Genomic DNA, 14,715 nt, shown 5'->3' on the forward strand with positions numbered 1-14,715 from the left:
TCCGGCCGGTCCCGGCCCGGTGAGAGGGGCCGGGCTGCCGCACGGGCGCTACGCCAGGTAACCTCCAGCTCATGTCCCGCCATGTCGCGATCGTCACCGATTCAACGGCCTACCTGCCGCCCCGGGCGATGGAGCGTCACAGCATCACGGCGGTTCCCCTGACCGTGGTTCTCGGCGACCGGGCACTCGAAGAGGGCACCGAGATCTCGACCCGTGCCCTGGCCCAGGCGCTGCAGAAGCGGCGGCCCGTCACCACGTCCCGCCCGAGCCCGCGGCAGTTCGCGGAAACCTACCGCAGGGTCGCCGAGTCCGGCGCCACCGGCATCGTCTCGCTCCACCTCTCCGCCGAGTTGTCGGGGACGTACGACGCGGCCGTCGTCGCTGCGCGTGAGGCGCCGGTGCCGGTGCGGGTGGTGGACACCGGCATGGTCGCGATGGCCCTCGGCTTCTGCGCGCTCGCCGCGGCGCAGGTCGCGGACGCGGGAGGCACGGTGGACGAGGCCGTCACGGCGGCGGAGAAGCGGGCCGCGGGCACCTCCGCCTACTTCTACGTCGACACCCTCGACTATCTGCGCCGCGGCGGCCGCATCGGCGCCGCGCAGGCCCTGCTGGGGTCCGCACTCGCCGTGAAACCCCTGCTCCAGCTGGAGGGTGGCCGCATCGAACTCCTCGAGAAGGTACGGACGGCGTCGAAGGCGATCGCCCGCCTCGAGGAGATCGTGGCCGAACGGGCGGGCGGCGCCGAGGTCGACATCGCGGTCCACCATCTCGCCGCCCCCGACCGGGCGTCGGCCCTCGCCGACCGGCTGCGGACCCGGGTACCGGGCCTCGCCGACCTGCATGTGAGCGAGGTCGGCGCTGTGATCGGGGCGCACACCGGGCCAGGGCTGCTGGGGGCGGTCGTCTCACCTCGGTGAGGCGGGGACGCAGGGCATTTCGTCGGTGGTTCTTCGTCGGTGGGTTCACTCGTGTGAGTGATGGAGTTATCCACAACTGGGCGGTAATCCCCGGAAATTGAGCAAGATCATCGCGAATGGGCGGGATGTCCGATCCTCGTCGCATGGCACTTCGATCACGCTCACGCACAGCGACCGCGACCAGTGGCCCGGGCCGCGGACCGGCCTCCGACGGCCGTACCCGTCACCGCCGGACACCTGTACGCCGTAACTCCCGCCAGGGGCACTACCCGGCGGAGGAGCTGCGCCGCCGCGCGGAACTGCTCTTCGGCGAACGCGCCCTGCAGCGGCGGGAGTCGGGACATGGGCCTCCGGGTGGGGCGACGGCGGTCGTGACGGGTACGGCGACGGTGACGGGATCGGCGTCCGGGGCGAGGCAGGCACCGGTTGCCGTGCTGCCGGAGGGGCCGACACCGCCGGACGGGCCGACTCCGCCGAGTCTGCGGGAGCGTGCCGGGACTGCCCTGCGTGAGCGCATGCCGGTGTGGCTGCAGACCAGGTGCGGGCTGGAGCGGCGGGGCGTGGTCGCGCTCGCGGCACTGCTCGTCCTGGTCGCCGTGTTCGCCGTCCAGCACTTCTGGGCCGGCCGCACGCAGGCCGTGCGGGCACCTCAGGTGGTGCGGTCGGAGGAGCGGCTGGGGGAGGACAGGCAGGGTGGCAAGGGAGGGAAGGACGAGGCGTCGGCCTCCGGCGGCCGTGCGTCGAGCGGTGTGTCCGAAGTACCCAGTGGGGCGGGCTCGGCGAGCACCGAGATCGTGGTGGACGTCAGCGGGAAGGTCCGCAAGCCCGGGATCCATCGATTGCCGGCCGGTTCGCGGGTCGTGGATGCCTTGCGGGCCGCGGGCGGCGTACGGCAGGGCACCAGCACCGAGGGCCTCAACCGCGCCCGGTTCCTGGTAGACGGCGAGCAGATCGTCGTGGGCGGTCCCGCACCGGCGGTGGGACGCGGCCCCGGCGGCACGAGCGGCTCGGGGACGGCGGGCTCCACGGCGGGAGCGGGCGGTCCCGCCGCCCCGGTCTCCCTCAACACGGCCACCGCGGACCAACTCGACACACTGCCCGGAGTCGGTCCCGTGCTGGCCCAGCACATCATCGACTACCGCACCCAGCACGGTGGTTACCGCTCGGTCGACGAACTGCGCCAGGTCAACGGCATCGGTGACCGCCGGTTCTCCGATCTCCGCGACTTGGTACGGCCATGAGCCGCCGCACCGTACCCCCACTCGAACCGCAGGCGGCCCGCCGTCCGGTGCACGCCGACTCCGGCAAGCGGCTGGGCGCCGCCCATCCCCGGCAGGAAGGGCCGACGGACCTGCGCCTCGTACCGCCCGCCTTGACGGCCTGGGCCATGGCGGCACTGGGGCTGGAGGTTCCGCCGCTGTGGATCACCGGGATCGCGGTGCTGTGCCTGATCGTGGCCGTCATTCTGCTGGGGGCGCGACGCGGTGCGACAGGGCGAATGTTCGCCCCATCGCCCCGGTTGACCCGGCCCTCAGCCTGGCTCACCTGGCCCCGTGCCTCCGTCGCCGCCGTACTGCTGTGCGTCGCCGCGGCCGCGGTGTCCGCCGGGCTGCACGGGGCGGACGTGCGGCGCGGGCCGGTGCCCGGGCTGGCCCGGGAGTACGCGACCGTGACCGCGGAGGTCGAGCTGGACTCCGACCCCTGGCTCAGCAGACCCCGTGTACGAGGCGATCACGCGGCCCCGGCCGCCGTGCTGGTCCGCGCCGAGGTGCGACGGGTGGAGGAGGCGGACGGGACGGCCGTGAGCACGCGGACGCCGGTGCTGATGATCGTCGACGAGGATGTCCCGGCACCCGAGCGGCAGGGCGGCGGGGCCGGCGGCGGGGCCGGGCGTTCGGCCTGGCTGGGGCTGTTGCCCTCCACCCGGCTGCGGGTGAGTGCCAGGCTGGCCCCCACGATGACCGACGGGGACCGCAGTGCGGCCGTGCTGCGTGTGCGGGAGCAACCGGTACCGGAGGTCGTGGGCGGGCCGAGTGCGCCGCAGCGGCTGGCGGGGCGGCTGCGGGCCGGGCTGCGCGTGGCGACCGACGGGCTGCCCGCGGACGCGCGGGCGTTGCTTCCCGGGCTGGTCGTCGGAGACACCTCGCGGATCACGCCCGAGCTGGACGAGGCGTTCAAGGAGACGGACCTGGCTCACACGCTCGCCGTTTCCGGCAGCAATCTCACGGTCCTGCTCGCCCTGCTCGTCGGACCGCCCGGCCTGGCGCGGTACGCCGAGCGCCGTGGGCTCGCCCCGCGCCTTGGCATCCCGCTGCGGGCCACGGCGCTGCTCGCCGGGGCGATGACGCTCGGCTTCGTCGTCGTGTGCCGGCCCGACCCGAGTGTGCTGCGCGCCGCGGCCTGCGGAGCCGTCGCATTGCTCGCCCTGGCGACCGGGCGCCGCAGATCCCTGATCCCGGCGCTGGCGACGGCCGTACTGCTGCTGGTGCTGTACGACCCGTGGCTGGCCCGCAGCTACGGGTTCCTGCTCTCGGTGCTGGCCACGGGGGCGCTGCTGGTGCTCGCGCCGGGCTGGAGCGCGGCGCTGCGGCGGCGCGGGGTGCCCGCACGGTTGGCCGAGGCGCTGGCCGCGGCCGCCGCGGCGCAGGCGGTGTGTGCGCCGGTCGTCGCCGTGCTGTCGGCGCGGGTGAGCCTGGTGGCGGTGCCCTGCAATCTGCTGGTCGAGGCCGCGGTCGCCCCGGCCACGGTGCTGGGCTTCGCGGCGCTGGGCGCGGCGCCGATCGCGATGCCCTTGGCCAAGGCCCTTGCCTGGTGCGCGAGTTGGCCGGCCGGGTGGATCGCGGGTGTGGCCCGGACCGGGGCCGCGCTGCCCGGTGGGGGAGTGGACTGGCCCGGCAGCTGGACGGGCGCGCTGCTGCTCGCCGGGGTCACGGTGGTCGTCGTACTCGTCGCGCGCCGGCTGCTGCGGCACCCGTGGTGGTGCGGTGCCTGTGCGGTGCTGCTCCTGCTGCTGGTGCTACGGCCGGCGCCGCTGGCCCGGGTGATCACGGGCTGGCCGCCGCCGGGCTGGCGGTATGCGATGTGCGACGTGGGACAGGGCGACGCGACGGTCCTGGCGGCGGGAGAGGGCAGCGGCGTGGTCGTGGACGCCGGACCCGATCCGACGCTCGTCGACCACTGCCTGCGCGAACTCGGCATCACCAGGATCCCGCTCGTCGTCCTCACCCACTTCCACGCCGACCACGTCGCGGGGCTGCCCGGCGTGCTGCGGGGCCGCTCGGTGGGCGCGATCGAGACGACGGACTTCGAAGAACCCGCGGACCAGGTCGAGTTCGTGAGAAGGGAGGCAGCCGAACGGAACATTCCGCTCACCCATGCCGTCGCCGGGGAGCGGCGGCGCACCGGAGCGCTCACCTGGCAGGTGCTGTGGCCTCCGGCGCGCCCGGCACCGGATCCCGACGGCCCCAACGACGCGAGCGTCACGCTGCTCGTCCGGTCGTCAGGACTGCGGCTGCTGCTGCTCGGGGACCTGGAACCCCCGGCCCAGCAGGCGCTGTTGAGATCACCGGCGGCGGCCGCGCTGGGCGGTGTCGACGTGCTGAAGGTCGCCCACCACGGGTCGGCGTACCAGGACCCCGGGCTCATACGTCTCGTGTCGCCGCGGGTGGCGCTCATCTCGTGCGGGGCGGACAACCCGAAGACTCGCGACTTCCAGTTCTAGCACATCTGCCCTGGTCAGCGCAGGGATTCAGCGGCAGGAAGGGGGCAGCGACGGGGCGAACTCACGCGTTCTAGGCGCCACTTATCCGCGTAGCCTGATCAGGTCATAAAAAGCGCCCCGGCGGGAAGGGTTCAGCTTCCGCACCGGGGCTACCGACTGAAAAGGAGTCGGCATGCCTGAGCCTATCGGCACTGAGACGCACGAGCCCCTGCGACGCCTGCCGTGGACCGGACCGGAAGGCAAGGTGGAGTACGTCACGCCGGGGGACGGGGTTATCAACCAGATCGCAGACAGCACAGAAGCGCACATAGTCAGCATGGCGCGCGACGATGCTGCCTATGCGCTGGCGATGGCGGAGCGCCCGGAAGTGCCCCGCGCTGAACTGCGCCTGATCATCCGGAAGTTGGCCGGTGCGGTGAAGGACGTTGCCAGCGTGGCGGAACTGCGTGGCGAACGGCTCAGCGAACCGGTCTACGGTCCAGCGGCAAGGGCCCTTGAAGAGGCGTTGCGCGCGGCTCTCCGTCGCATCTGACGAGCTGTCAGGAAACGAATAAACGGCCCCTAGAGCCTCCGGAATACATCCGGGGACCCTGGGGGCCGTTCTTGGTCTCAAAGCCTCTCAGTGGGCCAGGAGAGGCGCAGGCCATAGCGCTGGTTCACGTAGTCGATTGGGTCGCTGGCGCCCTTGCTGCTGTTGCACGTTGCGCAGGACGGAAGCAGGTTTGCGCGGCTGTGCTCGCCACCCAGCGAAAGCGGCTGTATGTGTTCGTCGTGTTCGTATGGGCCGCCACAGAACACACAGCCGTACGAGCCGATTTCGTCCCAGTAGGCCAGCAGATCAGCGCGGGTGAAATCCTCGACCTGGGCAGCAGCTTTGGTAGCGCGTCGACGCTGGTTGGCGGCACGGTGCTTGTCTGGGTTGCTGACTTTCCACTCACGCGTGCGCGCATTCTTAGCAGCACGCCTCGCAGGGTCCGCCAAACGCCTGCGGTCACCCTCACGGGCGTGTGTCCGGTATTCGGGTGTCCGCTTGCGCGCCGCATCACACGTATAACAGCGATGGTGGCGCCCGTCTGGGTACCCCTTGGCGGCCGGGAATGCTCCGTGCGCCTTGACAGCGAAACAGCTAGAGCAAGTCTTGTACGGGATGCCCAGCGCGCGGAAACGGCGGTTACGGGCCAGCCTGGTGCGCCTGTCAGCCAGCGGCGCCGGTCGAGTCTCCATGGCTTTCCCTCCACTCGTCAGACAGCCTGGCCAGCGCAGTGCGCATGACGACATTCGGGGTCAGGTTCATTTCACGTGCCAGCGCGAGCAGCTCGGCCAGCTCCTCATCGCTGATGCGGACGCGTACGCGGGTCAACTTGTGTACCTCCTAGGCGAGTTGCGTTCGGATGCGCTGGGCACGTGCCTGGCCGATGCTCAGATGCGCTTGGAGTGCACGCAGGCTTGGCGCCTTGCCGGTTGCGCTGTGCACTTCGGCGGCGAATGCGCGAGCCTTTGGCAGCAACTCGTCTGGCTGCGCCTCGGATGCGGGGGCGGGAATGGCTGTGGGGCGCTGTACAGGGCCCGTAGCGCGCTCAGGCTCCACGGATACCGGCGCAGGCTCAGGGGCGCTCACAGGGGCGCTCAGCGCCTTTACGCGCCAGAGCACCAGGGGCGCTATCGCGCTGACTGCGACCACCAGCGGAACGGATACGGGAACCAGGTGTGAACTCACCAGGTGCGCAAGTGCATTCGTCGTAATCAGCGCAACCACCACAGCGGGTACGTCGCGCTTCACGCTGAATGCACGCAGGGCGTAGACGTCGAGTGCAGCCGGAATGCATCCAGCGACCCATTGGCCGTATCCGGCTGCGCGGGCAAGTGCGTATTCAGCGCTGGCAGTTGCAACCAGGGCAGCGAGCAGGGCGAGTGCGCCGAGTAGGTCTCTTTTCAAGATCATCTGACTATCAGTCAGCTATCCCGTAAACGTGGCGGATCTGCTGGCGCTCAGGCTCCGAAATCTCCTGCCATTCGACCTGGCTGATGCCAGAGCCAATCGGCGGGAAATCGTGGCCCTCTTGGCCCTCTCGCAGCAGTCGGCGACGCTCGCGGGTGTACTCGGTTTTGCACTTTCGGCACCATGGCTGCAAGCCTCGGCGCGCTTCATAGGCAAACTCGCTGGCTGGCTTTTCCTGCTGGCAGCGCGAGCACCATTCAGGGAAGTCGTCCCAGTAGTCGGCGGTTATGGTCATGGGTCACTCTCCGTGCTGTAGCTGTATGTCCGAATTGGGCGTGTAGAACCAGGTTTCTAACCGGGCGCACCTGTCAGAGCCCTCCCCTGCGTCTCGGGGGGTCATGATCATCGGGGTCATCCCCCACCCCCTGTGTCACTCAGCGTGAGAATCAAAAGCCAAAAGATTCTCGCGCTGTCTTACGTGAGTGGTGAGCCTTGGTCAGTGACTGCAAGTTGTCCCAGTCGAATGCCTTGGGACCGAGCAGGCCGAGCCCGTCAATGTGGTCCACCTCGCTGGCGCTCGGCCTCAGCGGCTCAGCAATGGCGAGACATTCGCTGCACTCGCAATACGGATTGGCGCGCAGGTAGGCCACGCGCTCACGTTCCCAGCGGGCACGCAGGTTGGCACTCACGTTCCGGTGGCCAGTGTGGTATTCCCTGCCGGTCGTTGTTGAAGTCCGAGCATGGGCCCTGCATTTGCCGCCCCATGTCAGGCACGGGCACCCAGGTACCGAGCAGACGCTACGGCGCTTGCCCTTTGGCTTTGGGCCAGGGTCGCAGGGCTCATGCGCTGCGCGCTCCGCAGGCTTGCTAGGCGCCTCGCTGGGCGACGTGAAGACACCCTCTGGGTACTGGCCATCAGCGGGCACCACCAGGCCCGTACGCAGCCACTGAGCGGTGTTCTCGGCTGGTATCTCGATGATGTCGCCAGCGATGAGCTGCGAGCCGTTGAAGAACAGTTGGCGGAACTCCGCAACGCGTAGTCGCACCAGGGGGTCAGACATAGTCACCCCACACGTCCTGAAACGTGGTGTCCCTGGTGCGCGGCGGGGTGAATGCAGCCGCAATTCCCTGGTCTATCCAGCCCTGCGCAACCTCGGCGGGCACATTGCGCAGCACCTGCCCACCACTGAACACGGCGCCCTGGTAGGTGACTTGGAATCCGGCATTGATCTTGACGTACATGGGCCCTCTATTCGGTAGGCCAGGGGGCCACATACCAAAACTGGTAGGTGACCCCCTGGACGCAGTCCTTACGCGCGCTGGGCCGCACCAGCGCTGATGAGCTTCTCAGCGACGTTGGCGGGAAGGTATCGCGCCATTCCGTCAATGAGCACAGCGCGGTACTCGGGCCCATCCGTGTCAACGCTCATGCCATGCGACGCGATGAACCTGCGGAACATCTCCGAATGCGCCATGTCACCGGACGGGTTGCCGTCGATACGGGGCAGCGGGCCAGCGCTCTGCACATGCTTGGTACCGACCAGCGCACGGGCCGCATGACGCATCATTCCGCGAGCATTCCGCAAAGCCTTCTCAGCCTCAGCCTCGGCCTTTTCCGCTGCAACGTAAGCGGCGCGAATGTCGTCAGCCATACCGGGCGCTTCCTGCTGCCACGCGAGGGTTATCGCATTGTCCGCCTGAAGCGCCTTACCGCGCAGCGCCTCAAGCACACCCATGGCTTCGCCTCGCAGGGCAGCAGCCTGCTCGTAGTGACTCGGCCCGGTAGGCAGGGGCTTGCCCGCCAGGGTGGCAGCCTTGGCGGCCTCTGCGTCGCGCTGGTGGGCTCGAGCCTGCCAGTGGTCGTCGGCCACGTCGGCGTAGCGCAGCTCAGCGTCTCCCAGCGCGTCATAAGCCTTATCGCGCTCCGCCTCAGCCGCAGAAACAGCCTTCGGCATACCGAACGGGGAATACGTCTGTGCAAGGTCACTCATCTTTTCTCAGCTTTCGTAGGTGTTCAGCTCAGCGGCAGTGCGCTTGGCGTGGCCGTGCCCTGAGACAGCGTCACGACGCAAGGCACAGCGCATGGAATGGGTGCGCCCATGGGACCAATGAGGGCGCTGATTGATGGTGGCGCGCAGGATTACGCGGGAATGGCAGCGCGGGCACATGAACGGCGCCCCATCGGCTGGCGCGTCCTCAGCGCTGTATATGTCAACGTGCGCCAGCGATATGGCGTACAGCACGCGCGCTCACCGCTGAATGTGGGAACTGCGGTACGCCGTAATCGCGTTGGTCAGCCTGGCCAGCGAGTCAGTCAGCCGCGCGAGTGCATCAACCTCGGCCAGGTCTGGCTTTTCCTGGTCGACCAGCCTGAGCGCCCAGGCAGTTACGAGCTGCTCTAGCGCCCTGCGGGTGGGCACCTTGGGTGCGATATCAGCGGGTGTGGGAGTAGTCATCTTGTGTCCTTTAGACAGGCACCTACCAGTTTTGGTAGGTGGCTAGCGGGTGGTGTGGATAGCCACCAGGGCGAGTGCGCACAGCGCGGATAGGGTTTCGAAGAAGGCGATGATCACGTGTGCTCCAGTGAATGTCTGTGACAGCAGCGGGCAGCGCGCTGACCTGCGGGGATGCCTGAGCCGGCGAGTGGTGCCTATTTGCGTGTGCAGCGGACAGGGGATCTCAGCTGTCCACGGCATGGGCAGCACCTGTCCAGGGTGTTTGCGCAGGTCAGCGGGTGTGGTGGACAGGTGGGACAGCTAGGACAGGCACTTGGGCAAAAGTCCATATGCCATTAGCACTGGTGGATTCCATTTCCCAAAACACCTGTCCACAGCTGTCCAGCTGTCCATAAACCATGTCTGACCTGCGGTTTCTCGTGGACAGCTGAGCAACTCCAGCTGTCCATAAAGGGTCAGCTAGCTGTCCACGCCAAAGATGCCGGGCGCGTGCTTCCGCAATTCCTCGCGTGACAGGTCATCAGCGAGCGCGACGCCGACCAATCCGCGCTGTCCACCCTGCTTCTTGGCGCTGATCTCACCCTTGCTGCGTTCGATCACTGCCTTATTCAGCGTGCTGCCCATCTGGAATGCCTTGTCACCGTTGGCTTGCGCCCACTGCTCGTACGCAGTCCAGACAGCAGCGTTGGAAAGCCAGCGCCCCGGAATGGCCACCAGCACACCAGGCATGAAGCCAGCGAGGGAATCAGACTCCTCGCGGTACTCGGCGATTGCCTCGCGCACGCTGGCAGGGTCCTCTAGGCCATTCTCAAACCAGTCGACGGCGCCCCGGACGAGCCAGGCGAGAATGCCCGCCCGTTCGCTGCGTAGCGTGTCCTCGAGGTCCAGATCCTTGGCGTCACCCTCGAACCGCTGGAGAAACGGGATCAGCTTGATACGGCGCCAGGTGCCTGTGTCCTGCTCGCGCACAATCGGTTTGTAGTTGCTGGCAAGCAGGATCAGCGCCTGTGGCTTGAACGCGTACGGCTTGCGGTACTTGGGATTGACCGTGATCTCTTCGCCGCCGGTCGCATTCTTGATTGCTGCGGAATCCAGGACAGCGGATCGGTTTGTCTCGCTGGCCAGGGCGAGCCGTGCGCCAACCAACATTTCTGCCTCGGGGCCGCCTCGCGCTTTCCCGCTGGTGGTGAACATGTCGAATGGCACCGTGGCAGCGTGGTCGCCGAGTAGTTCCCGCAGCGTGGTCAGTAGCGTCGACTTGCCGTTAGATCCGGCGCCGTACAGGACAGCGAAACACTGTTCCTTGGTGCTGCCAGTAATGCCGTACCCGAGCAGCCGTTGAACGTACGTCGGTAGCTCAGGGTCATGGGCGAAAATCTCGGATATGAAGCGCTCCCAGCGAGGCGCCTTTGCGTCCGGGTCATACGCGACAGTGACAGCGCGCGTAATCCGCTGATCCGGCTGGCCATCGTCAATCTCGCCCGTGCGCAGGTCGATTACGCCATTGGGCGCCGCGAGTAGGTACGGGTTACGGTCCCACTCTCCGCTGTATCGCACCTCGGGCAGGCCCTTGAGCATGTCTACGACGTTGTCTCGGCGCTGGCGGGAACCGAGGTACTGCGCCTTGCGCTGGTCCTTCTCAGCCTTGCGCAGGTCCCGCAGCATCGTCTGTACGGTCGACACGATTTCGTCGCCCTCGGGGTCAGCCTGCCAGTGCTGGCCATCGTCCGGGAATGTGTGCCAGCCACGCGACCGGCTGTAGGCCAGCGAGCCACCAAAGCGGCTGTCCAGTGCGTAAGTGGCTAGGTCATCGTCGGACTGCGTGCCTATGGCCTCAGCGCTGGAATCGCCCTGCGCCTGTAGCAGCGCGGATAGCAGCGCCTGCGCGTCAATGTTCTGTAGGTCCATCAGAGGATCACTCCGGCCTCTCGTAGCACCGTGGCGATGCCGTCGATTTCCGTTCGTAGGTTCTGCTTGACGCGCTTCTCTCGCGCTGTCCACGGGTCCATGCGCTCGTGCTCTGCACTCAGGCGCCGGTACTTGTTCCGCAGCACGTACAACTGCCCGTAGACGTACTCGAGTTGCCAGTTCACCTGCTCGTCCGGGTCGCACAGGATGTATCCGGGCGTCCGCTGTGTGTCGCGCGGGTCGACCACCTGATTGCGTTTGGCGACTACGTCCAAGCAATGGGGCGCACGGTGGCCGAGCATGGCGCCGTGGCTGTGCTGCAATCGGCAGTAGGGGCAGGTGATTACGCGCGATTCACCGGCCAGCTTGCCGTTCGGGTAGTAGTCCTGGACGAGCGTCGCAGCTACGCGCGGGTGATAGGTGTCTAGGTCCATGGGGCGAATGCCCTTCCTTCCTTGGCCGGTAGTTCAGGGGGTGGCGTAAAGCCTGATGGTCGGAAAGCTGAGCCCTGTCACGCGCCGGATTTCCTCTTGGGTCATCCGTGCCTTTGCGCTGGGCATCAGCTCGCGCAACTCGGCATCAGCGGCGGCGAGTTCATCGCGCAGCCTCTTGCGCCGGGCGCCAACTGCCCTTACGCGCTCTGTGATTTCGTCCATGGTGTTACCTCCTTCTGCTTACAGAGCCAGGGCAAAGCAAACGCGCCAGCCGCAATGACTGACGCGTTGCTCTAACCACCGGCCAAGGTGGGAATCTGTGGGGGCGCTGTTCGCCGCTCTCGAGGGTGTTCTAGCGAGTCGGTTACCTGCTGGGCATTTCCGCAGGCCAGAGACTTGCGAAGATAACAGAAAGGTAACTTTGTGGCCTGTGTCACACGTACTGGCGTATCGGCCAGCGCGCTGCCCTCTAGGGACATCTAGCGGTTCGAATGCCTGAGCCCTGGGCGCCTGTCTGCGTGCATGCGAACGCCCCGCCCACCCAATCCCCCCAGGGGACGGATGAACGGGGCGCAGATGGGCGTTCAGGGGCGCTAGTGCGCTGCGTCAGCGTCGCCGAGTAGCTCTTGAAGCTCAATAGCGTCGGCCGAGATATCACCCGCTGCCGCAGCGAAGAACGGGTCTCGGACGTCGAAGTCAACGCGCCGCTCATCCAACTTGCGCCACCCGCCGCGCGTTGCTCGCTTCACGCTCAGATGCGCCCCGGCGTCTTGCATCATCTGTCGCTTGCCTGCCGTGTCAGCTTTCGCCCACAGCGTGGCGTAGGTCTTACCGGTCCGGATCTCCTCAGTGCGGGGCTCCACACGCTCACGCGTTTCGAGGTCAGCGAGTCGCGCGTCAAGGGCATCCGCATGACGCTGCCACGCTGTCTTAGCTGCGTTCGATTTGTGCCGCCCTTGCTGTGCCTGGTGCTCTTCAAACTCAGCGAGGGTGGCGTCAATCTCAGGCTGTGGGTCATACCCAGGGATTACGCGGCTGTGCGTTACTTCCAGTGCGCCCAGCATCCGCAGAAACTCACGCTCCGCGTACTCTTCTGCCCATTCGCGTTTGATGATGGCTGGCGCGTCGCACTTGTGGCCACGGGTGTGCGCGCCGCACTTATAGGTTTCCGTCTTGCTGGTGCTCTTGCTGTTAGGCGACGGCCGGTGAAGGTACATCCTTTCCCCGCAGCTTCCGCAGTGCGCTACGCGTAGCAAAAGGGCCACCGTGTCCACTCGGTCCGCAGGCTTGTTGTCCACGGAGCGCTCAGCGAGAACAGCCCCGATTGCGTCGAATTCCGCACGGGTCAGAATCGGCTCAGCGGTAGCCATGACAGGCGCACCCTCGCTGCCCGCTCGAACTGGCTTGCCGTCGGTCACCTTCCATCCCAACAGGCGCTCGGAAGTCAGCAGTTCTTTGATGGCGCCGTGTCGCCATGAAAAGCGCCCCCGGACAACAGTCTCGCCAGCCTTGCCGCCTGTCTTCCCGCCGGTTTCTCGTCCTTTCTTGAGGCTCCAGTGGTCACGGGATGAGGGAATGCCGTCCTCATTGAGCCCCCGCGCGATTGCTGCCAGGCTCTTTCCGGGAATGCTTGCGCTGGGGTCGCCCATGAGTTCCCGGACGATTCGCATGATGACTGCTACGGCTTCTGGGTCCTGGACCAGGGTCCACCCGCCGCCTTCCAGCGGAGCGGGCATGTAGCCATACGGGGGGCGCGAGCCTTTCCAGCGGAGCGGCATTACCCGCATTGCTGCCTGCGCGCTGGTGACTCGTTCCCGGATTGATTGGGCTTCCATCTGTGCGGCGAACGCGAACAGCGTGACCATGAGTTGGGCCATGGGGTCCAGCGGGTTGCGGAAGTCCAGTTTGAGCAGACCACCCGGACCCTCGGCAAACACGATCATTTTCCGGTGCTCGCGCGCCCACTTAGCCAATTCGTGTATGTCATCCATGGACCGGACGGCGCGATCGAATCGCCAAAAGACCAGCGCGTCAAAGTCATCCGGGCGCCGGAGCCAAGAGCCCAATTCGGGGCGCTCAAAGGGTGTGGTTTTGCTGGCGCTTACTCCCAGGTCGACGGCTTCCCGGTCGCCCAGGTCGATTCCCTCTGCCGTGGCAGCGCGCTGGTTGGCTTCCCGCTGGCGTTCGGGGCTGGTGGTCTCGTCGGTGAGGACGGACAGGCGGAGGCAGGACACGCCCCTGAGTTGAGTGGTCATGGGGGTGTACGAGCGGTTCGGATGCTTTGTGCCTCTGACCTGCGCAGATGCCGTCATGGTGGGTGGCTCCCAGAACTACTAGTCGGGGAGTCTCCGGAAACCCGTACGGGCACCCGGCGCCGAGCACCGTGGCCGCGCTTCGGGACCAAGGGGCGGTGGTGCTGCGCACGGACGAGGACGGCTCGCTCGCGGTCGCCGGTATGGGCGCCGAACTGCGGGTGGCGCGAGACTGAGGGCATGAACACCGCTCAGGTCGACGCCTATCTCCGCCGGCTAGGGGCCGCCCATCCGGCGTGGCCCACCGTCGAGGTGCTGCGCGAACTGCATCTGCGCCATCTGCGGGCCGTGCCCTTCGAGAACCTGTCGATCCATCTGGGAGAGGAGATCGTGCTGGAGGAGAAACACCTGCTGGACAAGGTGGTGGGCGCGCGCAGGGGCGGGTTCTGTTACGAACTGAACGGTGTGTTCGGGATGTTGCTCGCCGCGCTCGGCTTCGACGTCGTACTGCTGGCGGCGCGGGTGTACGGGGACGAGGGACGGCTCGGGATCCCGTACGACCATCTCGCGCTGCGGGTGGGGACGGTCGACGGGGGCATGTGGCTGGCCGACGTCGGGTTCGGGGCACACAGTCACTATCCGCTGGCGTTCGAGGAGCGGGGGGAGCAGCGCGATCCCGGCGGGGTGTTCCGGATCGTGGAGTCCGGGCCGGACAAGGCGGGCGTCGCGGGCACGGACCTGGACGTGCTGATCGACGGGAAGCGGCAGTACCGGCTGGAGACTCGGCCGCGGGTGCTTGGTGACTTCGTGGCCGGGGCGTGGTGGCACAGCACGTCGCCCGTTTCGCATTTCGCCCGGTCGACGGTGTGCTCACGGGTGACGGAGGACGGAGGGAGGACCACGCTGAGCGGGCGGACGGTGACGGTGACGGCGCCCGACGGGAAGCGCGAGGCGCGCGAGTTGGGGTCGGACGAGGAGGTGCTCACGGCGTACAGGGAGCGGTTCGGGATCGCGCTCGACCATGTGCCGACCGTGCGGGGAGGAACCCTGAAGGCTTGATCCAGCTGATATCGGATGATGTCGGACCA

Annotated in this window: 18 protein-coding genes; 5 read left to right on the forward strand and 13 right to left on the reverse strand. The window is 67.2% G+C overall.

The window, feature by feature from the left end; genetic code table 11:
• The first annotated feature begins 71 nt into the window (after positions 1-71).
• The 4 genes from ACFYXB_RS21740 to ACFYXB_RS21755 all read left to right on the forward strand — a co-directional run bounded on the left by ACFYXB_RS21740 (position 72) and on the right by ACFYXB_RS21755 (position 5,170).
• Positions 72-917: a DegV family protein gene (locus ACFYXB_RS21740; protein WP_389584749.1), complete on the forward strand. Its 846-nt coding sequence runs from the start codon at positions 72-74 to the stop codon at positions 915-917.
• A gap of 143 nt (positions 918-1,060) precedes the next feature.
• Entirely contained in the window at positions 1,061-2,158 is a 1,098-nt protein-coding gene (locus ACFYXB_RS21745) for a helix-hairpin-helix domain-containing protein (RefSeq protein WP_389584751.1), read from the forward strand.
• Positions 2,155-4,638 (forward strand): ComEC/Rec2 family competence protein, encoded by a 2,484-nt coding sequence (locus ACFYXB_RS21750; RefSeq protein ID WP_389584754.1) that lies wholly within the window; start codon positions 2,155-2,157, stop codon positions 4,636-4,638. The genes ACFYXB_RS21745 and ACFYXB_RS21750 overlap by 4 nt, the downstream gene beginning before the upstream one ends.
• A 172-nt stretch (positions 4,639-4,810) precedes the next feature.
• Positions 4,811-5,170 carry a hypothetical protein gene (locus ACFYXB_RS21755; protein WP_389584756.1) on the forward strand — a complete coding sequence of 120 codons (360 nt, stop codon included), beginning with the start codon at positions 4,811-4,813 and terminating at the stop codon, positions 5,168-5,170.
• Positions 5,171-5,247: 77 nt separating this feature from the next.
• Here ACFYXB_RS21755 and ACFYXB_RS21760 read toward each other — a convergent pair whose 3' ends face one another.
• The 13 genes from ACFYXB_RS21760 to ACFYXB_RS21820 form a co-directional block, all read right to left on the reverse strand.
• Positions 5,248-5,619, reverse strand: coding sequence for an HNH endonuclease (locus tag ACFYXB_RS21760; RefSeq protein ID WP_389584759.1), 372 nt, complete (start codon positions 5,617-5,619; stop codon positions 5,248-5,250).
• A gap of 214 nt (positions 5,620-5,833) precedes the next feature.
• The gene (locus ACFYXB_RS21765) at positions 5,834-5,998 is read right to left on the reverse strand and encodes a hypothetical protein (protein WP_389584762.1); all 165 of its coding nucleotides are present in this window, start codon (positions 5,996-5,998) and stop codon (positions 5,834-5,836) included.
• A gap of 12 nt (positions 5,999-6,010) precedes the next feature.
• Positions 6,011-6,580, reverse strand: coding sequence for a hypothetical protein (locus ACFYXB_RS21770; RefSeq protein ID WP_389584765.1), 570 nt, complete (start codon positions 6,578-6,580; stop codon positions 6,011-6,013).
• A gap of 7 nt (positions 6,581-6,587) precedes the next feature.
• On the reverse strand, positions 6,588-6,872 hold the full coding sequence (locus ACFYXB_RS21775) for a hypothetical protein (RefSeq protein WP_389584768.1): 285 nt from the start codon (positions 6,870-6,872) through the stop codon (positions 6,588-6,590).
• Positions 6,873-7,023: 151 nt separating this feature from the next.
• Complete coding sequence (locus ACFYXB_RS21780) at positions 7,024-7,266, reverse strand: HNH endonuclease signature motif containing protein (RefSeq protein ID WP_389584770.1); 243 nt, start codon at positions 7,264-7,266, stop codon at positions 7,024-7,026.
• Positions 7,267-7,630: 364 nt separating this feature from the next.
• The gene (locus tag ACFYXB_RS21785) at positions 7,631-7,819 is read right to left on the reverse strand and encodes a hypothetical protein (protein WP_389584773.1); all 189 of its coding nucleotides are present in this window, start codon (positions 7,817-7,819) and stop codon (positions 7,631-7,633) included.
• Between the two features lie 68 nt (positions 7,820-7,887).
• Entirely contained in the window at positions 7,888-8,568 is a 681-nt protein-coding gene (locus tag ACFYXB_RS21790; protein ID WP_389584776.1) for a hypothetical protein, read from the reverse strand.
• A gap of 6 nt (positions 8,569-8,574) precedes the next feature.
• Complete coding sequence (locus tag ACFYXB_RS21795; protein ID WP_389584967.1) at positions 8,575-8,745, reverse strand: competence protein CoiA family protein; 171 nt, start codon at positions 8,743-8,745, stop codon at positions 8,575-8,577.
• 81 nt (positions 8,746-8,826) lie between these two features.
• The gene (locus ACFYXB_RS21800; protein ID WP_389584778.1) at positions 8,827-9,033 is read right to left on the reverse strand and encodes a hypothetical protein; all 207 of its coding nucleotides are present in this window, start codon (positions 9,031-9,033) and stop codon (positions 8,827-8,829) included.
• Between the two features lie 459 nt (positions 9,034-9,492).
• Positions 9,493-10,941, reverse strand: coding sequence for a phage/plasmid primase, P4 family (locus tag ACFYXB_RS21805; protein WP_389584781.1), 1,449 nt, complete (start codon positions 10,939-10,941; stop codon positions 9,493-9,495).
• Positions 10,941-11,375, reverse strand: coding sequence for a hypothetical protein (locus ACFYXB_RS21810; RefSeq protein ID WP_389584784.1), 435 nt, complete (start codon positions 11,373-11,375; stop codon positions 10,941-10,943). Before ACFYXB_RS21810 ends, ACFYXB_RS21805 begins: the two co-directional genes overlap by 1 nt.
• Positions 11,376-11,408: 33 nt before the next feature.
• Positions 11,409-11,597 carry a hypothetical protein gene (locus ACFYXB_RS21815; RefSeq protein WP_389584785.1) on the reverse strand — a complete coding sequence of 63 codons (189 nt, stop codon included), beginning with the start codon at positions 11,595-11,597 and terminating at the stop codon, positions 11,409-11,411.
• Positions 11,598-11,968: 371 nt separating this feature from the next.
• On the reverse strand, positions 11,969-13,630 hold the full coding sequence (locus ACFYXB_RS21820) for a recombinase family protein (protein ID WP_389584787.1): 1,662 nt from the start codon (positions 13,628-13,630) through the stop codon (positions 11,969-11,971).
• A gap of 237 nt (positions 13,631-13,867) precedes the next feature.
• Between ACFYXB_RS21820 and ACFYXB_RS21825 the strand changes: the two genes are divergently transcribed.
• Entirely contained in the window at positions 13,868-14,686 is an 819-nt protein-coding gene (locus ACFYXB_RS21825; RefSeq protein ID WP_389584789.1) for an arylamine N-acetyltransferase, read from the forward strand.
• Positions 14,687-14,715 lie beyond the last annotated feature (29 nt).

The sequence above is a fragment of the Streptomyces sp. NPDC002619 genome, assembly GCF_042889305.1.
Taxonomy (GTDB): domain Bacteria; phylum Actinomycetota; class Actinomycetes; order Streptomycetales; family Streptomycetaceae; genus Streptomyces.